The following is a 19,446-nucleotide window of genomic DNA, read 5'->3' on the forward strand; positions in this document are numbered from 1 at the left end:
CCCAGAGAGGCTAGTTTCTGCTGGGCGGTCGCGAGGGCACACCCCCCGCGGGCGACAATTGTCTCGGATAACGCTCAGGGAGTGCAGGGAGATTCCGCCATGGCGACCAGAGATGTCGAGAACGGGCCAGTTCTCGGCACACCCGACGAGTTCCAGGACCGTCCCAAGCGAGGCGGCCGGCTCGTCGTCCACGTCGTGATCGGCGTGCTGGTGGCCATCATCGCCGGTGGCTGGGGATACGTCATGTGGTCGATGACGGCGGGCGGCTCTGAGGCGCCGGCGCAGGTGGTGACGTTCAAGGTGGAAAGCGCGAATCGCGCGGAGATCACCTTTGAGGTGTACAAGCCAGACGATAGGGTGGCGGTCTGCCGGATCAGGGCGCTGGACGTCTATCACGCGGAAGTGGGCAGCAAGGAAGTAAGAATCCCGGCTGGTGGGGGTAGTAAGCAGATCAAGGAAAGCCTCGACACGAGCGGTGAGGCCACTTCCGTCCACGTCCAGTACTGCAATCTCGTATAGTGAGACATTTGGGGAAGCGTTGGAGCGGTTGACTTGTTAGCCTTTCGCAATTCAACCACACGTAACCTCAAGTGACCTCAGGGCCCCCTAGGCAAGCAAGGAGAACCCGTGGCCGACTCTCGCGATGAGAACGTCACATGGCTGACGCAGGAGGCGTACGACCGCCTGAAGGCGGAGTACGAATATCTCTCTGGCCCCGGGCGCGTCGACATCGCCAAGAAGATCGAAGCCGCCCGTGAAGAGGGCGACCTGCGTGAGAACGGTGGCTACCACGCCGCCAAGGACGAGCAGGGCAAGATGGAGGCCCGCATCTTCCATCTCCGGCAGATTCTCGACAACGCCCAGGTGGGAGAGGCCCCCAAGGCTGAGGGCGTCGTCGGCCCCGGCATGACCGTGACCATCCGGTTCGTCGGCGACGACGACGAGGTCACCTTCCTGCTCGCCTCCCGCGAGGAGAGCGGAGCGCCAATCGACGTCTACTCGCCGAAGTCCCCCCTGGGCGCGGCGATCAACGGGAAGAAGATCGGGGAGAAGGCGACCTACTCCCTGCCCAACGGACGGCAGAACACCGTCGAGATCCTCGAGGCAGTGCCGTACATCGGGAACTGACTCCCCCGCAGGACGACCGCCGGGCCCACGTTGGCCCGGCGGATTTTTCGCATGCCTCCGGGATCCGGCAGGATCTCAGCTTCCTGGTCAAGTCTCGTAAGCGGCGCGACACCTACAAGCTGGTGCCGTTCATCGTGGTGGCGCTGGTCGCGGTGCTGACCGCCGACGTGCTGCTGCTCACGAGATCCGGTCTGGAGGCCGGGCAGCCTGTACGCGCCCAGGCCACGCCCAAGTCGACGCTCATGGCGCAGCAGCAGCGCCGGCCGCAGCAGCAGCAACAGCAGCAGCCGCCGGCGCAGCAGCAGCCCGCCGAGACGATCCAGCCCGTGACGCCGCTGAAGAAGCTGCACAAGCCCAACTTGTTCGTGCTCACCCGCAAGCCGTTCACCAACGAGCTGTTACGGAAGGTCGCCAAGCTGCGCGGGGTGCGCGCACTCGAGCTGGCCGACGCGGCGTCGATCACGCTCGACGGCAAGCGGGTGCAGACACTGGCGGTCAACCCGTCCACGTTTCGCTCGTACACGCCCAAGGTGACCGCTTCATCCGACGCGCTCTGGCAGAACGTCGCGGCCGGTGACGTGGCCGTGTCGTTCGTGCTGGGCAACGACGGCGGGCTCGCGCTGCACAGGCGGGTGGCGGGCCCGGTGGGGACGCTGCGGATCGGCGCGTACGCCACCACCGGATTCGGCGCGGTGGACGCCGTCGTGTCCAAGGACGTGGGCCGCACGCTGGGGCTGCCCCGCGACAACGCGCTCATCGTGAGCGCCCCGGACAGCAACTCCGACACGCTGCGCAAGGCCATACTCGAGGCGCTGCCCAAGGGCGCGCAGGTGGCGATGGTCAACCCCGTGCTGCCCAAGCCGCAGCAGACCAAGGCGCGGAGCTGGCCCGCGGGGTCGTTCATGACCGGCGACCAGATCACCGTGGCACTGAAGGCGGCCGCCTCCAAGCTGGGCAGGCCGTACGTGTGGGGCGCCGAGGGGCCCGACACGTTCGACTGCTCCGGCCTGGTCCAGTGGGCCTTCGCCCGGGCGGGGGTGCGGATGCCCCGGGTGACGCACCAGCAGTGGGTGGCCGGTCCCCAGGTTCCGTTGTCGCAGGCCCAGCCGGGTGATCTGATCTTCTGGCGCCTAGATCCGACTAATCCGGACTACATCTCCCATGTGGCGATTTATTGGGGTAACGGGAAAATGATCCAGGCGCCGCGTACCGGCGACGTGGTCAAGATCTCCCCGGTCCACACCCGCAACCTGGCGGGCGTCGTCCGCGTCAGCCCCGTCATGGCGGTCAAGGTCCGCTAACCCGGCGTTCTGACGATCGTCCCGTCTTCCCACCCACCGCGCCGTCGCGCGATGCCGTGCGGCGCTGGCCAGTGCCGGAAGCTGCGCGTGTTCGGTGCGTGCATTCTGTCTGCAACTGTGTAATGGTGATTACATGGCAACAGACAACGAGACAGCACAGATTCACGGCTGGTTCACCGGGCGGTTGCCCGAAGGGTGGTTCACCGGGGCGCCGGAGATCGTCAGGGACCGCGAGGAGATCGCGGTGCTCGGCACGCTGCCCGATCCCCCCGACGACGTGTCCGAGACGGAGCGGGCCGCGCTGATCGAAGGGCTGGCCAGGAGGTTCAGGGAAGAGACGCGGGAGCGGCGGATCGAGATCGCCAGGGAGGCCGAGCGCAAGTTCCGGCAGAAGGTGTCCTGGGGGGTGGTCTGCGGTGGTGAGACTGTGATGTTCACCACGCTCTCCGTGCCCGTGATGACCAGGTTGCGCCAGACCGAGCGGCAGGTCCTCGACACGCTGGTGGCGGCAGGAGTGGCCCGGAGCCGCAGTGACGCGCTTGCCTGGTGTGTCCGATTGGTCGGAAAGCACACCGACACCTGGCTGGCGGATCTGCGGGACGCTCTCCAGCATGTCGACCGGGTTCGCTCGGCGGGGCCGGACGTCAATTCCTGAGACGGTCCAGCGGAAACGGTCGCGGAAATGGACTAAACCACTTGGGAAATTGGTTTAGACCAGCACAATTGGACTGGACCACTGCGGGATAATTCTCTTTTAAATCCGCTCCGCGTGGGTAGGCTCCCCCAATCGTCAGGGCCGCTGCCTGCGACGACGGCCAAAGCCAACAGGTCTACGCCAATTGGCCTTTTGCCGCTTCGTCGTTAATGATGACTGGGCCCTGAGAGAGTGGAGGAGTCGCAGTCGTGTCCGTTTCCGTGGAAGTGCCCGCACCGACCAGCAATAGCGAATTGGCCGCGTGGGTGAAGGAGATCGCCGCCCTGACCCAGCCAGACCGGATCGAGTGGTGCGACGGGTCTGAGGAGGAGTGGACGCGCCTGACCAACCTCCTCGTGGAGCAGGGCACGTTCACGCGGCTGGCCGCCCGGCCCAACAGCTTCTACGCCACGTCCGATCCCAGCGACGTGGCCAGGGTCGAGGACCGTACCTTCATCTGCTCCGAGCGCGAGGAGGACGCGGGGCCCACCAACAACTGGATCGCTCCGGACGAGATGCGCCGGACGTTCGGGCAGCTGTTCAAGGGCTGCATGCGCGGCCGCACGATGTACATCGTCCCGTTCTGCATGGGCCCGCTCGGCGGCGAGATCTCGCAGCTCGGCGTCGAGATCACCGACTCGCCGTACGTCGCCGTCTCCATGCGGATCATGACGAGGATGGGCGACAGGGCGCTCCAGCTCATCGAGGAAAGGGGCGAGTTCGTCAAGGCTGTTCACTCCGTGGGCGCGCCGCTGGCGCCGCACCAGGAGGACGTGCCCTGGCCGTGCAGCTCGACCAAGTACATCAGCCACTTCCCGGAGACCCGCGAGATCTGGTCGTACGGCTCCGGCTACGGCGGCAACGCCCTGCTCGGCAAGAAGTGCTACGCCCTGCGCATCGCCAGCGTCATGGCCCGCGACGAGGGCTGGATGGCCGAGCACATGCTGATACTCAAGCTCACCCCGCCCTCCGGCGAGACCCGCTACATCGCCGCGGCCTTCCCGAGCGCCTGCGGCAAGACCAACCTCGCCATGCTCCAGCCCACGATCCCCGGCTGGAAGGTCGAGACGATCGGTGACGACATCGCGTGGATGCGCTTCGGCGACGACGGCCGCCTCTACGCGATCAACCCGGAGGCCGGCTTCTTCGGCGTCGCGCCCGGCACCGGCCAGGTGACCAACGCCAACGCGATCAAGACGCTCTGGGGCAACAGCATCTTCACCAACGTCGCGCTCACCGACGACGGCGACGTGTGGTGGGAGGGGCTGACCGAGGAGCCGCCGGCACACCTGACCGACTGGAAGGGCCGTTCCTGGACGCCCGAGAGCGGCGAGCCGGCCGCCCACCCGAACGCCCGCTTCACCACCCCGGCCTCCCAGTGCCCGACCATCGCACCCGAATGGCAGGACCCCAAGGGCGTGCCCATCTCGGCGATCTTGTTCGGCGGTCGCCGCGCCACCGCCGTACCTCTGGTGACGGAGTCGCTGAGCTGGGAGCACGGCGTCTTCCTCGGAGCCAACGTCGCCTCCGAGAAGACCGCCGCGGCCGAGGGCAAGGTCGGCGAGCTGCGCTACGACCCGTTCGCCATGTTGCCGTTCTGCGGCTACAACATGGGCGACTACTTCGACCACTGGCTCGACATCGGCCGCCGCAAGGGCGCCGAACTGCCCCGGATCTACTACGTCAACTGGTTCCGCAAGGACGCCGAGGGCAGGTTCATCTGGCCGGGCTTCGGCGAGAACAGCCGCGTGCTGAAGTGGATCGTCGACCGGCTCAACGGCGAGGCCAGTGCCGTGCCGACGGCGATCGGCCTGCTGCCGGCCGACCTCGACACCGAGGGCCTGGACCTGTCCGAGGAGGACCTGCACACGCTGCTGTCGGTCGACAAGGACGTGTGGCGCGAGGAGGCGTCGCTGATCCCGGCCCACTTCGACAAGTTCGGCTCGCATCTGCCCAAGGAGCTGTGGGACGAGTACAACGCCCTGCTCGACCGGCTCGGCTGACCCCTCGTTTGCGGTACGGCGGCGCCGTCTGATTTGACGGCGCCGCCGTGCTGTCCCGGCAGTTTGAAAAAGTGCCGGTAATCTAAATGAGCAGAACGAAACCTTTACCGTCCCTTTACGCGTCTCTTCGGTAACCAGCCTGATCGGCTGCACGGAGGGAGGCCGTAATGGACCTTGTCCTGCTGATTCTCTCGGTGGCCCTGGCGGCGATCGCCGTCACCATCGCCTCCGCGATCAAACGCGAGCATGCCGCCACCCGGGCGGCCGCGGCCGGAGCCCGCGCTCGCAACCTCGATCACTACGAGCTCGCCTATCTGGCGGGCGGGCCTGCGCGGGTGGCCGATACGGCCCTCACGCTCCTGGTCGAGAGTGGAGCCCTGCGCGTGTCACGGGGGCCGCGCTTCCACCCCCTCTCCAAGAGATCCGCCACGGACGACCCCATCGAGCGGGAGACGATCACCGCAGTCGCGCGGAACGGCGGCCCGTCGAGGTTCCTGGTGAACCAGGCGGTGAGCCGTGGCCCGGCCATGGGAGAGCTCGAGCGCCGTCTCGCCGAGCTGGGCCTGATCGTGTCCGACGTCCGTCTCGCCCGGCTCAGGCGGCTGGCCGCCGGGCTGAGGGTGGTAGCGGTCCTGGCGGTCGCCGGGATCGCGGTTGCACTCGCCGGAGGTCCGGCACTGCTCTCGATGCTCGCCCTGCTCGTCCTGGTGGCGGCCGGGATCGGCGCGGTGGTCGCGCTCGCCGGCGACAGGAGGTTCAGGCGGGCCGCGCTCACCGCCGACGGGACGGAGGAGCTGGACCGGGCCAGGAAGGCGCATCCGGCGGGCTCGGGGAACGGGCGGGTGCACATCGCGTTGCACGGTCACTGGGCGCTACGCGACTCTGACCTGAGCAGGGCGCTGGACGACTACGTCCCGCCGGCCGCGCCTCGTCGCACGCGGCGGTCGACGTCCAGCAGCAGCAGTGGCGGCGGCTCCTACGCCGGTTGCGGCGGATCGGCCCACAGCGGGTCGGGCTGCGGCAGCGGCTCCTCTGGCTGCGGCGGCGGGAGCGGATGCGGCGGCGGTGGTTGCGGGGGCGGAGGGAGCTGACATGTCCCAGCCGGAGGCGGGACGGCGGGCCGTCCCAGAGAGCGAGCCGAGGACCGAGCTCGGGGTGGGCATCGGCTGGCGGGCCGAGCTGGATCTGTCGATCGAGCGGATGCCCGGCGTCGACTTCCTCGAAGTGGTCGCCGAGCACATCAATCCCGCTGACCTGCCCGAGTCGTTACGTCTGCTGCGTGCCAGGGGCCTGCCGGTGATCCCGCATGGCGTGTCGCTGGGGGTCGGCGGCGCCGAGCCGCCCTCGCCGGCCCGGCTGGCCCACCTGGCCGCCTGCGCGCAGGCGCTGGACTCGCCGCTGGTCAGCGAGCACCTGGCGTTCGTACGGGGCGGTGGGCTGGAGGCCGGGCACCTGCTGCCCGTGCCCCGCACACGCGAGTCGCTGCGGGTCATCACGGAGAACGTACGCCGGGCGCAGGACGCGCTGCCGGTGCCGCTGGCCCTGGAGAACGTGGCCGCGATCTTCGGCTGGCCCGACGACGAGCTGACCGAGGCCCAGTTCCTCGCCGAACTGGTCGAGCGCACCGGGGTCGGGTTGCTGATCGATGTGGCCAACCTCTACACCAACCAGGTCAACCTGGGCCTGTCGGCCGTGGCCGCGCTCGACGCGCTCCCGCTCGAGCACCTCGCGTACGTCCATGTGGCCGGAGGAGAGGAGCATCACGGGATCTGGCACGACACGCACACCGCCGCCGCGCCCCAGGCCGTCCTCGACGTCCTCACCGAGCTGTGCGCCCGAGCCACCCCGCCGGGCGTGCTGCTGGAGTGGGACGACGCGTATCCGAGCGACGCGGCCCTGGTGAGCGAGCTGTCCAGGATCAGGGCCGCGATGTCCCTGGGCCGGGAGGCCGGATGACCGGCGAACCCGACCTCGCGGAGGCTCGGCGGCGGCTGGCGGAGGCGCAGGGGCGGGTGGTGGCGGCCCTCGTCGCGGGGGCCGCCGTGCCGGCGGGATTCGATCCCGATCGGATGCGCGTGCAGGCGTTGAGCCTCATCGCCAAGCGGCGCGGCATCGTGGCCAGGCTCCGGCCCGACGCTGCCGCCGCGGCCGGCGCCGACCTGGCCGCGGAGTTCGCCGCCTACGCCCGCTCCCGCAGCGCGCCGCCGCCCGGCTACCGCGCCGACGCCGACGATTTCGCCGCCTGGCTGCGCGACCGCGGCCGCATGCCCGACCCGCCCCGCAAGCCCCGATGGTGGTCCCGCTTACTCCCTTAGCTGGGCGGGAGCGGATCCGGCAAAGGCGGTTTAGCCGACATTGGGCCGGAAACCGTGAGGGAATGGGGGGACTGCGTTGCGTCGACGGATCTTTTCTGACCGTCACGCCGGTGGCATGCAAGGACAGCGTCGGCACGCCGTACGAGGTCACCCTCGAGCTCCATCGGGACGGCACACCGTACGGGAGCGTCGGAGAGCGGTGTGGCTGGCTGCTCGCGCGACTGGCGCGCGGCGTGGACGACGCCCGCGCGGGTCGGGGCGCGGCCAGGCGGTGGACCGACCCGGACGACAGGTTCCCCGACGAGGAGCCGGACAGCGAGCTGTTCTCCTTCCGCTACCGCACCAGAGCGGGCCTGGTGGGCGGCGGCGAGTTGCGCTGCCAGCTCAGGACCATCCCCGTGTGGCAGGCGGCCAAGGGCCAGTGGCGGCTGACCAGGAGGGCGTACGTGGAGGCGTGGGGCTCGACGGGCGTGGGCATGCGTGCGGTGCTGACGTCGGCCGAGCTGGCGAAGTTCGTACGAGGTCTCGTGAACGAGGCTGAGGGATGTCTAGAAGGTAGAGATCTGGCGAGGAATCCGATAGAAGGAGCAGGCACAGGCGAATCGCGGTGATAATTGCCTGTTGGGTCAAGCGACCAAAGGCGACCGCTGGGGAGGAACTCCGTGGGCCTGCGCGATCTGGTCTACCGGCTGTATGAGCACCGGCTGGAGTCCAAGCTGTCGAAGGACAGCATCCCCCGGCATGTCGGGGTCATCATCGACGGCAACCGCCGCTGGGCGCGCGCGATGGGCATGCGGGACGTCGCCAGCGGCCATCGCAAGGGCGCCGACAAGATCTCCGAGCTCCTCGGCTGGTGCCGCGAGACCGGCGTCGAGGTCGTCACGGTGTGGATGTTGTCCAACGACAACCTCAACCGGCCGAAGGAGGAGCTGGAGCCGCTGCTGCGCATCATCGAGGACGTGACGCAGGAGCTGGTGGAGGAGGGCTGGCGGATCAGCCCGGTCGGCGCGCTCGACCTCCTGCCCGACCGAACGGCGAATGTCCTAAAAAATGCAAAGGAAGCGTCATCACACCGTCCGGGCCTGATTGTGAACGTTGCAGTTGGGTATGGAGGAAGACGTGAGATTGCCGATGCGGTGCGCTCACTGCTCCAAGAGCACGCGAGCAGGGGAGCGAGCATCGAGGACCTCGTCGAGGTGCTCGATGTGGAGCACATCGCGGAGCATCTTTACACTCGCGGCCAACCCGACCCGGACCTCCTCATCCGGACCTCGGGCGAGCAGCGTCTGTCCGGCTTCATGCTCTGGCAGAGCGCTCACTCTGAGTTCTACTTCCACGAGGCCTACTGGCCTGACTTCCGCAGGGTCGACTTCCTGCGGGCGCTGCGCGACTACGCTGCGAGACACCGACGTTACGGTTCATGAGGCGACAAACGGGCATTCAGAACCTAACGTAGTAAATATCCGGCCGAAGGTCGGATATTTCGGAGAGGGCCCGCCTTTGCACCATGATCTGCCGAGGGGGCCGGAAACCGGCGCCGACGGCGGCTCGCGGTCGGGGAAGCGGGTCCGGTCCGATTCCCGCCTCGTCTGCAGGGTGCCCGCCCCAATGGGCGCCCGGGGGAGAACGTGTGGCAGTGTCCTCGAGCAACCCTACTCACCAGTCGGCCAAGCGGACGTACGTGCTGGACACCTCGGTCTTGCTGGCCGACCCGGCGGCAATGACCCGCTTCGCCGAGCACGACGTGGTCCTTCCCATCGTGGTCATCACCGAGCTGGAGGGAAAGCGGCACCATCCCGAGCTCGGCTACTTCGCGCGGAAGGCCCTGCGCTACCTCGACGACCTGCGGATCCAGTACGGCAGGCTCGACGAGCAGATGCCTACGGGGGACGGCACGATCAGGGTTGAGCTCAATCACAGCGATCCCTCCATTCTGCCCGTGGGGTTCCGCCTGGGCGACAACGACACACGCATCCTGACCGTGGCCCGCTCGCTGGCCGCCGAGGGCTGCGACGTCGTGCTCGTGTCCAAAGACCTGCCGCTGCGGGTCAAGGCGGCCTCGATCGGCCTGGCGGCCGAGGAGTACCGCGCCGAGCTCGTGCACGAGTCCGGCTGGACCGGGATGGCCGAGGTCCAGGTGACCGCCGAGGACGTCGACTCGCTCTTCGACCAGGGCACCGCCGACGTCGAGGAGGCCAGGGACCTGCCGACGCACACCGGCCTGCGGCTGCTGTCGGCCAAGGGCTCGGCGCTCGGCCGGGTGCAGCCGGACAAGTCGGTACGGCTCGTCCGCGGCGACCGCGAGGTGTTCGGCCTGCACGGCCGCTCCGCCGAGCAGCGCATCGCGCTCGACCTGCTGATGGACCCGGAGATCGGCATCGTCTCGCTGGGCGGCCGGGCCGGCACCGGCAAGTCGGCGCTGGCGCTCTGCGCGGGCCTGGAGGCGGTCCTGGAGCGCCGCCAGCACCGCAAGGTGGTCGTCTTCCGCCCGCTCTACGCCGTGGGCGGCCAGGAGCTCGGCTACCTGCCGGGCACCGAGGGCGAGAAGATGGGCCCGTGGGCGCAGGCGGTCTACGACACGCTCGGCGCGATCACCTCACCCGAGGTCATCGAGGAGGTGCTCGACAGGGGCATGCTGGAGGTGCTCCCGCTGACGCACATTCGCGGCCGGTCGCTGCACGACGCGTTCGTGATCGTGGACGAGGCCCAGTCGCTGGAGCGCGGGGTGCTGCTGACCGTGCTGAGCAGGATCGGCGCCAACTCGCGGGTCGTGCTCACCCACGACATCGCCCAGCGCGACAACCTCCGGGTCGGCCGGCATGACGGCGTGGTGGCGGTCGTGGAGAAGCTCAAGGGCCACCCGCTCTTCGCACACGTCACGCTGACCCGCTCTGAGCGCTCTCCGATCGCCGCGCTGGTGACGGAGATGCTGGAGGATCTGAGCCTCTGACAGCTCACTTGAGTTCGGGACAGGTGTACCGCCCCTCCGACCTGGAGGGGCGGTTCTCGTTCTCGCGGACGATCTTGACCAGCTCGAACGCCGCGTCCTGCTGGGCCGTGCAGACGATCTGCGCCTTGCCGAGCCTGGTCAGCGTGCCGTCGCCCCTGATGTAGACGGTCAGCGTCGAGGTGCGCGGCAGCTGGACCTCGTCCCGCTGCACGGGGTTCAGCGAGTCCTTGATCCCCAGGTACGTGAAGCCGCGCAGCGCGGTGTCCCGGTCGCCGAGCGGCTGCGTGGAGGCCGCGAACAGCGCGCCGAGCAGGCTGCCCACGGTGTCGTTCTCGACGTCGGCCGGCTCCAGGGCGAGCTTGCCGTCCCTGATCAGGTAGATCGTCTTGGACGGCGGCGGGACCTTGATGGTGGGCACGTTGCCGCGATCCTGGACGTCCGTGGGCGAGATGCCGCAGGCCGCCAGGGCCAGCAGGCAGATGAACGACACTACGCGGATGGCCGTCATGAGTGCGGAAGCCAGACCGTGAACAGGGTGCCGGGGCTCTGGGGGCGTACGGAGATCGTGCCGCCGTGGAGGTGGACGTTCGCCCTGGCGATCGCGAGGCCGAGGCCGCTGCCCTGGCTGCGGGCCCGGCCCGCGCCCGCCTTGAAGAAGCGGTCGAAGACGTGCGGCATGGCCTCGGGCGGGATGCCCTTGCCGTGGTCGCGCACCTTCACCTCCAGGCCGTTCTCCGTGCCCCTGGCGCTGACCACGACCGGGGGCTTGCCGTGCTTGAGCGCGTTGCCGACCAGGTTGGCCACGATGACATCGAACCTCCTCGGATCGAGGTTCACGGTCAAGCCCTGGGAGGCCTTCACTGCCACCCGGTCGCTCCAGCCGCGTACCTCGAGGCAGTCCATGACGGCGTCGGCCACGTTCACCGGCTCGAGGTTGAGCGTGGCCGTGCCCGCGTCGAAGCGGCTGATCTCGATGAGGTGCTCGACCAGCTCGCGCAGGCGCTCGATCTCGCTGAGCACCAGCCGCACGGCCTCCGCCGGCGCCTCGGGCAGCCGGTTGGCCTCCTCCGACAGCATGTCGGCCACGGCCGTCATCGCGGTCAGGGGCGTACGGAGCTCGTGCGAGACGTCCGCCACGAACCGGCGCGACATGGCCTCCAGGGCGCGCAGCTCCGACACGCTCAGCTCCAGCGCCGCGGCCGCGTCGTTGAACCTGGCGGTCAGCTCGGCCAGCTCGTCCTGCCCGTGGACGGGCAGGCGGGTGTCGAGCCTGCCCTGGCCGAGCGCCTGCGCGGCCGCGCTGAGCCGCCGGACCGGCAGCAGCACCTGCCTGGCCGACAGCAGCGCCACGACTAAGGCGATCAGCACGATGGCCGCGCCGCCCTGAATGAGCGTGGTCCTGAGCGTGTCTAGCTGGCTCTCGTCGTCGTGCATCGGGAAGAAGACGAACGCGCGCAGCCCAGTGGCCTCTGGCACGCCGCCGTTGTCGCGGTAGACCTCGGCGCCGACGATGAGCCAGAGCTGGTCATCGATGATCTTGCGCTGGGTGACGACGCTCTGCTTGGCCCGGCCGTAGAGCTCGTTGGGCACGTCGTTCATGGTCAAGGGGCCCTCGGTGGAGACCATGTTGCCGTACTCGACCAGCACGCTTCTGCCCGGCCCGCTCAGCGCGGCGGTCACGCGCTCCAAATCCTTGGTCGTCGGCGCGGCCTCGCCCGGCTGGAGCTTGCCGACGGGGAACGTGATGCCGCTCAGCTCCCTGGTGACCAGGTCGAGCGAGGTGTTCTCGGCCCGGGTCACGAGCGCGGTCTTGGCGAGCTCGAAGCCGATGGTGGCGACCAGCGTCGACGCGGTGACGGCGACGAGCGTGAACGTGATGACGAGGCGGGCGCGCAGCCCGGTGGGCAGCGGGATCACGGAGGGCTGAATCGGTAGCCGAACCCGCGCACCGTGTGGATGAACACGGGCTCGGCCGGCTTCGGCTCGATCTTCGCGCGGATCCGCTGCACGCAGGCGTCCACCAGCCGCGAGTCGGCGATGTGCGTGTGGTCCCACACCGCACGCAGCAGGTAGCGGCGGTTAAGCACCTGGCCCGGGTGCCGGACGAGCTCCAGCAGCAGCCGCAGCTCGGTCGGCGTCAGGTGGATCTCCTTGTCGGCCAGCGTGACCTTGAGCGCGCCCCGGTCGATCACGAGGTCGCCGAAGGTGATGCGATCGGAGGCGGCGGACTCGGCCCTGCGCAGGATGGCGCGGATGCGCGCGTCCAGGACCCTGGGCTCGACCGGCTTGACCACGTAGTCGTCGGCGCCGGCCTCCAGCCCGACCACCACGTCCAGGTCGTCGCCGCGGGCCGTCAGCAGGATGACGGGCAGCTGGTCGAGCTTGCGTACGCGGCGGCACACCTCGATCCCGTCGATACCCGGCAGCATCACGTCGAGGATCGCGATCTCCGGGCGGCGGGCCCTGATGTGGTCGAGCGCCTCCTCGCCCGTCGCATAGGACGTGACGGAGTGCCCCTGCCGGGTCAGTGCCAGCTCTAGAGCGGTACGGACGGAGGGGTCGTCTTCAACAAGGAGGATGCCGGCCACGCGCACATTATTATTCCATGTCCCGAATGCCCGAACTAAGTCACCAAACTGTGACATGTCGCGGACGGGATCCCGAAGTAGGCACGGCACCCTGGAACTGGCTTCCCTTCGGTTACGGGTGCCCGAAGGGAAGCCTGGGGCCCGTGTGACGAAAATCACACCGTTTCGAAACGTCATGCTTACCTGCCGGTTAATCAATGTAGAGCCAAGCGATTACCGCGTTTCGGTTGCCAACCACCCCCCAGGACAGGGCAAGCTCATGGTTCGTGAGCCCCGGTCCGCAGTTGAGTGAGCGCCCGCCGAAGGAAGATCTGCCCTCGGCACGTCGGCCTGCGCGTTTGACCCCGAAGCGCATCGTCGTCATCGCCGCCTCGCTGGTGGTCGTCGTCGGCGGAGGCGGCTTCGTCGCCTACCGCGCGATCCAGAACGCCAACAGGCCGGCCGGCGACACCTTCACGGCGGAGCAGCTCGGCTCCATCCTCAACGGCGACCCCTACGTGCCCGACCCCAAGAGCGACGCGCTCAAGAACGCGGCCCAGCAGGCATACAAGGCGGACCAGCTGAAGAAGGGCCGCACCGGCGCGAGCAAGAAGGGCGACCTCGACTGGGTCGTGCCCAAGAGGGCGCCGGGCGGCGACGGGTTTCCCGCCATGAACTTCCCGCCCGGCAGCGATCCCTCGCCAGGCAGCAACAAGGCCACCGCCAAGGCCATGCTCGCCTCCTACGGCTGGGGCGACGACCAGTGGGGCTGCCTGGAGCGGCTCTGGCACAAGGAGAGCGGCTGGAACGAGCGGGCGATGAACCGCTACTCCGGCGCGTACGGCATCCCGCAGTCCCTGCCCGGCACCAAGATGGCCAGCGCGGGCGCCGACTGGCAGACCAATGCCGAGACCCAGATCAAGTGGGGCCTCGGCTATATCAAGGGCCGTTACGGCACGCCGTGCGCTGCCTGGGGCCATTCACAGTCGGTGGGTTGGTATTAGAGGGTCAACTTTCCTTCTCTAATCGGCAAGCCGCCGCGCCGGACGGGGTAGGTCCGCGCACGCTGGCCGCATGGGTGTGAAGGTCAGTGTGATCGTCAATGTCCACAATCCGGGTGGCACCGCCAACGCGTGCATCCGTTCGGCCGTGGAGCAGACCATGCCCGCGGACGAATATCAAGTGATCTTCGTGGACGACGGCTCCACGGACGGGATCGGAGAGCGGCTCGACACCATCGCCGCGGCCCGCCGGAACGTCCGCGTGCTGCACCTGCCGCACACCGGCTCCGCCATGCGCGGACGCAACGTGGGCCTCGCGGCCGCGGTCGGCGAGTACGTGTACTTCCTCGACCAGGGTGACCGGCTGGAGAAGGACGCGATCGCCCGCATGTACGAGCGTGCCGTGGAGACCGACGCCGACATCCTGATCGGCCGCCTGATCCGGGACTTCGGGCCGCCGATGACCGCCTTCGAGCGCGGCACGGCCCGCGCCGACATCCTGCGCGACCGGCTGCTCAGCCTGCTCGCGCCGCAGCAGCTCTACCGCCGCGCCTTCCTGGAGGAGCACGAGCTGGGCTTCGCCGTGCCCGGCGGCCGGATGGCCGAGCAGGCGTTCGTAATGCGGGCCTACCTGCGGGCCAAGGTCATCGCCGTGCTGTCCGAGCACATCTGCTGCCACCTCGGCGAGCCGCGCGGGGACGAGGAGGAGCCGCGGGCGATGGTCAAGGAGCTGATCGGGCTCCTCGACGACATCGACACCTACGTCGGCGAGGGCCGCCAGCGCGACCGCATGTACGCCCACTGGTTCCGGTACGCCGTCCTGCGCCCGCTGCTGACCGCCAGGTTCGCCAACTCCTCCGTCGATCGCGGCCTGCACTTCCGGGTGGTGCAGGAACTCGTCACGGAGCGGTTCCCCGCGCGGCTCGACCGCTACCTGCCGGTCCAGCTCCGCGTGCTGGCCGCGTACGTCCGCATGGGACGCCTGGACCAGATCGTGCTCCTGTCGAACTCCTCCAAGCGTGCCGGGCTCCGCGCCGACCTGACCGAGGTGCGCTGGGACGCCCATGTGCTGGTGCTCGGGCTGACCGTGGAGGTCCTGGCGGGCGACGGCACGCTCGACAGGTACCGCATGCAGGGCGAGCGCGTGCACTGGATACCGCCGCGCGCGCTGGAGACCGGCTCGCTCGACGACAGCGTCACCGACATCACCGACGCGGTTAAGCGGGCCCGGGTCGAGCTCTACGTGCGCCACTCCGAGACCGGCGCGATCCACTTCCTGCCGATGACGCAGCACGTGGAGCGCGTGCCCGACGGCCGCAGCAAGATCAGGGTGCAGGTCAGGGGCGAGGGCCGGCTCGACGTGACGAAAGCCGCGCACGGCGAGCCGCTCAAACCTGGCCAGTGGGAGGTGCACGTCCGCATGTTCGGGGGCGCGAACCAGGCCAGGAGCCGGGTCGGGCGCTCCGACGGCCCGCTCAACTGCCTGGGCGTGCTGGCCCAGCGCCCCAGGGTACGGCTGGTGGTGCCGTGCTGGACCGACCACGGCGAGCTGGGCCTGGCCGTCGAGCCGCGCTCGTTCCCCGAGTCGATCGCGCTGGTGTCGCCGGGGGTGGAGATCAAGCAGCTGGACGGACACGTGTACGTCGTGCTGCCGGTCCCGTACGTGCCGCCGAGCGGAGGCCCGCCGCTGGAGCTGGTGCTGCGCGGCACCGGGCGGCGCGGCCGCGAGGTGTGCGCCCCGGCGCTGGTCGAGGCGGGGGTGCCGGGCAAGCTCGCCGGGCAGCTCGTCGCCAAGGTGCCGGTCAAGTGGATGATGCCGACCCCCGACCAGCTCGGCCCCGGCAGGTGGGTGTCGTCGCTGCGCTCCTCGGAGGAGGAGACCGGACTGAGGTTCGCGCTGGAGCTGCGCAGGGGGAGGATCCAGGTACGGCCCGCCGCCGCCGTCGATCCGCGACGGCGCTCGCCCATGGGCAGGGACACCATGCTGCACAGGATCGGCAGGCGGCTGCCCGGCGCGCGTCACCTGGTGCGCCTGGCGCGCGCGGGCAAGCACCGCTACCTCAAGGACTGACCCAGCCCGCCAGCTCCTCGAAGGCGTTCCTGAAGACCGGCAGCATGGGCTTGAGCCGCTCGGGATGAACGTCGACCAGGCTGTCGAGGTGGTTGCCGCCCTCGACGCGGTAGTAGCGGAACGGCCGGTTCGGGCCGACCATCTTCGCGTACACGTCGGAGTCGCGGGAGATCGGCAGCAGCGTGTCGAGCGTCCCGTGGATCGTGATCAGCGGCTTGGTGATCCTGCCGGTCAGCGCGATCTTCGACACCGCCGCATAGGGCCTGCGCTCGTCGTAGTCGTAGTCGGCCGCCGCGCCCTGGTAGGACGGGTCCAGCTCCTTCTGGTAGAGCTGCTGCGTGAGCTCCCAGTAGTACTGCCGGTGGAACGGCCACAGGAACTCCGAGCCGGCCGCGAACCCGGCCGCCCGCACCCCGGCCTCGTCCGGGTACGCCTTCAGGGCGGGCGGCAGGAAGCTCAGCAGGTTGTCGCCCTTGACCCGCCAGAGCGTGCCCTCCCAGTCCACGCCGCCGTCGTAGAGCCAGCCGCGGTTCTCCAGCTGCCATCTGACCAGGTAGCCGCCGTTGGAGAGGCCCGCCACGAACGTGCGTTCCGGCCGCTTGCCGTACCGCTGCTTGACGACCGCCTTGGCGGCCACCGCGAGCTGGGTGACGCGGTCGTTCCACTCGGCGATGGCGTCGCCCGGGCGGCGGCCGTCCTCGTGGAAGTTCACGCCGACGTTGCCCTTGTCGGTGGCGGCGAACGCGTACCCCTTGGCCAGGACCCAATCGGAGATCGTGTAGTCGTTGGCGTACTGCTCCCTGTTGCCCGGGGTGCCGCTGACGACGAGGCCGCCGTTCCAGTCGTCGGGAAGCCTGATCACGAACTGGGAGTCGTGGTTCCAGCCGTGCGTGGCGTTGGTGGTGGAGGTGTCGGGGAAGTAGCCGTCGATCTGGGTGCCGGGCACGCCCGTCGGGTTCACCGTGGCGGCCGAGTGCAGGCCCGCCCAGTCGGCCGGGTCGGTGTGGCCGGTCTTCACCGTGCCCGCCGTGGTCAGGTCGTCCAGCGTGGCGACCAGGGCATGCTCCGCGCCCGGCACCGTGAGTTGCGGGGCCGGCGTGAGCAGGCTCGCCACCAAGCTCAGCGCGACAAGCATCACGACTCCTCGAGGTGGGCGGCCAGCAGGCGCTGGAACTCTTCGGGGTGTTCGAGGTGCGGGCTGTGGCCGCAGTCGTCGAGCACGACCTCGCGGTACGGCCCGTAGCGCTCCAGCACGGCCCTGGTCTGGGTCACCATGGGCTGGGCCGGCGTGCCGGGGGAGCCGGGCACCACGCCGAGCGCGCCCAGGTGGGCCAGGTCGAACAGCGACGTGTCCGAGACGATCACGTCGTCGGCGCCCCTGATCCACAGGATGGGCGGCTTGGGGTCGATCTCGTGGAGGTCGTCCAGGCGGAAGTGGGTGGGGGCGATGGCGTTGAGCAGGCCGGTCTTGCCGGGGGCCACGCCGGGCCATTCGGTGGAGGTGACGGGGTCGCCGGGGTAGTTGGCCTCGCCCACGTGGGTGGTGAGCATCGAGCGTACGTAGAAGTCCTCGTCGGGGACCTCGGGGTGCTTGACGTACGCGGAGCGGAAGACGTTACGGGGCGACGTAGGCGATTCGTCCGACATGTCGCCCGCCTTGAGCCGGGCCACGAAGTCCGGGTTGGCGGCCCCGGCCCCCGCCCCCGTGCCGTCGGGGTGCGTGAGGCGGCCGTCCGGTCCCTCCGTGCCGCCGAAGCCGTACGGGGAGATCGGGTTGACCAGGGTGACGCTCCTGACCGCGGCCGGCCGCTCCCGCAGGACCTGCAGGACGATGCCGCCGCCGAGGCTCCAGCCGACCAGGTGCACCCCGTCCAGGTCGAGCGCCTCGACCAGCTCGATCACGTCGTCGGAGTAGTCACGCAGGCCCCTCGTGGCGTCAACGGGCGCGGGGTCGCTCTCGCCGAACCCGCGCAGGTCCACCGCCAGCGGGCGGTAGCCGCCGGGCAGCGCCGCCATGCTGTCGCGCCAGAAGGCGGACGACGAGACGTTGCCGTGCACGAACAGCACGGGCTCGCCGGTGTCCCGGCCCTCGACGGTCAGGACATTCTGGGTGAGCCTGGGCGTACGGACCTTCATTTCGCGTGGATCCTCTCGGCCAGGTCGCGGCCCTGGGTCTCGCGCGCGGCGTAGACCGCGACCAGGGTGAGCAGGGCGGCCACCCCGAGGTAGGCCGAGATGGGCACGCTGCTCCCGTAGCTCTTCAGCAGTGCGACCGCGATGATCGGGGCGAGCGCGCCGGCCACGATCGCCGAGAGCTGCGCGCCGATGGAGACGCCGGTGTAGCGCATCCTCGTGCCGAAGAGCTCGGAGAAGAAGGCCGCCTGCGGGCCGTACATCATGCCGTGGAAGAGCAGGCCGACGGTGACGGCAAGGGTGATCACCAGGAAGTTGCCCGTGTCCACGAGCGGGAAGAACGCGAAGATCCACACCCCGATCCCGGCGGCGCCCGCCAGGTAGATCGGGCGGCGGCCGATCCGGTCGGACAGCGCGCCCCACATCGGGATCGTGACGAAGTGGATGGCCGAGGCGATCAGCACCGCGTTCAGCACGGTGGAGTTCTCGATCTTGACTGACTTGGCGTACGTGATGACGAAGACGGTGAGCAGGTAGAACGAGATGTTCTCCGCGAGGCGCGCGCCGATCGCGGTGATCACGTCCTTCCGGTGGTACCGCCACACTCCCTTGATGGGCGGCGCCTTCTCCGGCGGGGCCTGCTGGAAGACCGGCGACTCGCTGATCGTCAGCCGGATCCAGAGCCCGATCAGCACCAGCACGCCCGACAGCAGGAACGGCACCCGCCAGCCCCACGCCAGGAACGCCTCATCCGACTGCCAGGCGGCCAGGGCCGCCAGCACGCCGGTGGCCAGCAGGTTGCCGCCGGGGGCGCCGGCCTGCGGCCAGGAGGCCCAGAAGCCGCGGCGGGCCGTGTCGCCGTGCTCGGAGACGATCAGCACCGCGCCGCCCCACTCGCCGCCGAGCGCGAAGCCCTGCACGAGCCTGAGCGCGGTCAGCAACAGCGCCGCGGCCGGGCCCAGGGTCTCGTACGTCGGCAGGCAGCCGATCAGGAACGTCGCGGCGCCCATCGTCAGCAGGCTGACGACCAGCAGCGTCTTGCGGCCGAGCCGGTCGCCGAAGTGGCCGAAGACCAGGCCGCCGAGCGGGCGTGCGATGAATCCGACGGCGTAGGTGAGGAACGCCAGCAGCGTGCCGGTGAGCGGGTCGGACTCGGGGAAGAAGAGCTTGTTGAAGACGAGGGCGGCTGCCGAGCCGTACAGGAAGAAGTCGTACCACTCGATGGTGGTGCCGATCAGGCTCGCGGCGACGATCTTCTTGATGGAAGTGGCCATGCCGGTCAC

19 protein-coding genes are annotated in these 19,446 nt (G+C 69.3%); 13 read left to right on the plus strand and 6 right to left on the minus strand.

The annotated features are described in order from the left end of the window. Nucleotides 1-99 precede the first annotated feature (99 nt). From ABN273_RS10150 to phoH2, 11 genes are all read left to right on the plus strand, one after another. Entirely contained in the window at nucleotides 100-519 is a 420-nt protein-coding gene (locus tag ABN273_RS10150; RefSeq protein WP_349448424.1) for a DUF4307 domain-containing protein, read from the plus strand. A 108-nt stretch (nucleotides 520-627) separates the two neighbouring features. Next, nucleotides 628-1,128 (plus strand): transcription elongation factor GreA, encoded by a 501-nt coding sequence (greA, locus tag ABN273_RS10155; protein WP_043628806.1) that lies wholly within the window; start codon nucleotides 628-630, stop codon nucleotides 1,126-1,128. A 122-nt stretch (nucleotides 1,129-1,250) separates the two neighbouring features. Then, nucleotides 1,251-2,429: a C40 family peptidase gene (locus ABN273_RS10160; RefSeq protein ID WP_349448425.1), complete on the plus strand. Its 1,179-nt coding sequence runs from the start codon at nucleotides 1,251-1,253 to the stop codon at nucleotides 2,427-2,429. Nucleotides 2,430-2,562: 133 nt separating this feature from the next. Then, on the plus strand, nucleotides 2,563-3,084 hold the full coding sequence (abmR, locus tag ABN273_RS10165) for an ATP-binding transcription factor AbmR (RefSeq protein ID WP_349448426.1): 522 nt from the start codon (nucleotides 2,563-2,565) through the stop codon (nucleotides 3,082-3,084). Between the two features lie 248 nt (nucleotides 3,085-3,332). Then, nucleotides 3,333-5,126 (plus strand): phosphoenolpyruvate carboxykinase (GTP), encoded by a 1,794-nt coding sequence (locus tag ABN273_RS10170; RefSeq protein WP_349448427.1) that lies wholly within the window; start codon nucleotides 3,333-3,335, stop codon nucleotides 5,124-5,126. A 167-nt stretch (nucleotides 5,127-5,293) separates the two neighbouring features. Further along, nucleotides 5,294-6,217: a TIGR04222 domain-containing membrane protein gene (locus tag ABN273_RS10175; RefSeq protein WP_349448428.1), complete on the plus strand. Its 924-nt coding sequence runs from the start codon at nucleotides 5,294-5,296 to the stop codon at nucleotides 6,215-6,217. Between the two features lies 1 nt (nucleotide 6,218). Beyond that, nucleotides 6,219-7,082 (plus strand): MbnB/TglH/ChrH family RiPP precursor modification enzyme, encoded by an 864-nt coding sequence (locus tag ABN273_RS10180; RefSeq protein ID WP_349448429.1) that lies wholly within the window; start codon nucleotides 6,219-6,221, stop codon nucleotides 7,080-7,082. Then, nucleotides 7,079-7,441, plus strand: a complete 363-nt coding sequence (locus tag ABN273_RS10185) for an SCO6045 C-terminal-like domain-containing protein (protein WP_349448430.1) — start codon at nucleotides 7,079-7,081, stop codon at nucleotides 7,439-7,441. The genes ABN273_RS10180 and ABN273_RS10185 overlap by 4 nt, the downstream gene beginning before the upstream one ends. A gap of 110 nt (nucleotides 7,442-7,551) precedes the next feature. Next, on the plus strand, nucleotides 7,552-8,052 hold the full coding sequence (locus ABN273_RS10190) for a hypothetical protein (RefSeq protein ID WP_349448431.1): 501 nt from the start codon (nucleotides 7,552-7,554) through the stop codon (nucleotides 8,050-8,052). A gap of 51 nt (nucleotides 8,053-8,103) precedes the next feature. Then, complete coding sequence (locus ABN273_RS10195; RefSeq protein ID WP_349448432.1) at nucleotides 8,104-8,865, plus strand: isoprenyl transferase; 762 nt, start codon at nucleotides 8,104-8,106, stop codon at nucleotides 8,863-8,865. Nucleotides 8,866-9,122: 257 nt separating this feature from the next. Next, a complete protein-coding gene (phoH2, locus tag ABN273_RS10200) occupies nucleotides 9,123-10,391 on the plus strand; it encodes an RNA 5'-3' helicase PhoH2 (protein WP_349448624.1) in 1,269 nt (422 codons plus the stop codon). 4 nt (nucleotides 10,392-10,395) lie between these two features. Here phoH2 and ABN273_RS10205 read toward each other — a convergent pair whose 3' ends face one another. Genes ABN273_RS10205 through ABN273_RS10215 form a run of 3 tightly spaced genes read right to left on the minus strand, consistent with a single transcriptional unit; the run spans nucleotide 10,396 to nucleotide 12,979 of the window. After that, complete coding sequence (locus ABN273_RS10205) at nucleotides 10,396-10,899, minus strand: hypothetical protein (RefSeq protein WP_349448433.1); 504 nt, start codon at nucleotides 10,897-10,899, stop codon at nucleotides 10,396-10,398. Next, complete coding sequence (locus ABN273_RS10210; RefSeq protein ID WP_349448434.1) at nucleotides 10,896-12,308, minus strand: ATP-binding protein; 1,413 nt, start codon at nucleotides 12,306-12,308, stop codon at nucleotides 10,896-10,898. Before ABN273_RS10210 ends, ABN273_RS10205 begins: the two co-directional genes overlap by 4 nt. After that, nucleotides 12,305-12,979, minus strand: coding sequence for a response regulator (locus ABN273_RS10215; RefSeq protein WP_349448435.1), 675 nt, complete (start codon nucleotides 12,977-12,979; stop codon nucleotides 12,305-12,307). The genes ABN273_RS10210 and ABN273_RS10215 overlap by 4 nt, the downstream gene beginning before the upstream one ends. A gap of 338 nt (nucleotides 12,980-13,317) precedes the next feature. On the opposite strand from ABN273_RS10215, the gene ABN273_RS10220 reads away from it, so the two are divergent. After that, complete coding sequence (locus tag ABN273_RS10220) at nucleotides 13,318-13,962, plus strand: aggregation-promoting factor C-terminal-like domain-containing protein (protein ID WP_349448436.1); 645 nt, start codon at nucleotides 13,318-13,320, stop codon at nucleotides 13,960-13,962. A 70-nt stretch (nucleotides 13,963-14,032) separates the two neighbouring features. After that, complete coding sequence (locus tag ABN273_RS10225; RefSeq protein WP_349448437.1) at nucleotides 14,033-16,030, plus strand: glycosyltransferase family 2 protein; 1,998 nt, start codon at nucleotides 14,033-14,035, stop codon at nucleotides 16,028-16,030. On the opposite strand, the gene ABN273_RS10230 is transcribed toward ABN273_RS10225, so the two are convergent. The 3 genes from ABN273_RS10230 to ABN273_RS10240 are packed head-to-tail and all read right to left on the minus strand — an operon-like array spanning nucleotide 16,020 to nucleotide 19,437. Further along, entirely contained in the window at nucleotides 16,020-17,165 is a 1,146-nt protein-coding gene (locus ABN273_RS10230; protein ID WP_349448438.1) for an alpha/beta hydrolase family protein, read from the minus strand. The two genes, ABN273_RS10225 and ABN273_RS10230, sit on opposite strands and share 11 nt — an antisense overlap. Continuing rightward, nucleotides 17,165-18,166, minus strand: coding sequence for an alpha/beta fold hydrolase (locus ABN273_RS10235; RefSeq protein WP_349448439.1), 1,002 nt, complete (start codon nucleotides 18,164-18,166; stop codon nucleotides 17,165-17,167). Before ABN273_RS10235 ends, ABN273_RS10230 begins: the two co-directional genes overlap by 1 nt. After that, nucleotides 18,163-19,437 carry an MFS transporter gene (locus tag ABN273_RS10240; protein ID WP_349448440.1) on the minus strand — a complete coding sequence of 425 codons (1,275 nt, stop codon included), beginning with the start codon at nucleotides 19,435-19,437 and terminating at the stop codon, nucleotides 18,163-18,165. Before ABN273_RS10240 ends, ABN273_RS10235 begins: the two co-directional genes overlap by 4 nt. Nucleotides 19,438-19,446 lie beyond the last annotated feature (9 nt).

Source organism: Nonomuraea sp. B19D2 (assembly GCF_040137845.1).
Classification (GTDB): Bacteria; Actinomycetota; Actinomycetes; order Streptosporangiales; family Streptosporangiaceae; genus Nonomuraea.

Bases quoted from the DNA above. Each gene is read 5' to 3' on its own strand.
- ABN273_RS10225 (WP_349448437.1), top strand. From the start codon at position 14,033: ATGGGTGTGAAGGTCAGTGTGATCGTCAATGTCCACAATCCGGGTGGC.
- ABN273_RS10180 (WP_349448429.1), top strand. From the start codon at position 6,219: ATGTCCCAGCCGGAGGCGGGACGGCGGGCCGTCCCAGAGAGCGAGCCG.
- abmR (WP_349448426.1), top strand. From the start codon at position 2,563: ATGGCAACAGACAACGAGACAGCACAGATTCACGGCTGGTTCACCGGG.
- ABN273_RS10185 (WP_349448430.1), top strand. From the start codon at position 7,079: ATGACCGGCGAACCCGACCTCGCGGAGGCTCGGCGGCGGCTGGCGGAG.
- ABN273_RS10205 (WP_349448433.1), bottom strand. From the start codon at position 10,899: ATGACGGCCATCCGCGTAGTGTCGTTCATCTGCCTGCTGGCCCTGGCG.
- ABN273_RS10240 (WP_349448440.1), bottom strand. From the start codon at position 19,437: ATGGCCACTTCCATCAAGAAGATCGTCGCCGCGAGCCTGATCGGCACC.
- ABN273_RS10150 (WP_349448424.1), top strand. From the start codon at position 100: ATGGCGACCAGAGATGTCGAGAACGGGCCAGTTCTCGGCACACCCGAC.
- ABN273_RS10235 (WP_349448439.1), bottom strand. From the start codon at position 18,166: ATGAAGGTCCGTACGCCCAGGCTCACCCAGAATGTCCTGACCGTCGAG.
- ABN273_RS10230 (WP_349448438.1), bottom strand. From the start codon at position 17,165: ATGCTTGTCGCGCTGAGCTTGGTGGCGAGCCTGCTCACGCCGGCCCCG.
- ABN273_RS10175 (WP_349448428.1), top strand. From the start codon at position 5,294: ATGGACCTTGTCCTGCTGATTCTCTCGGTGGCCCTGGCGGCGATCGCC.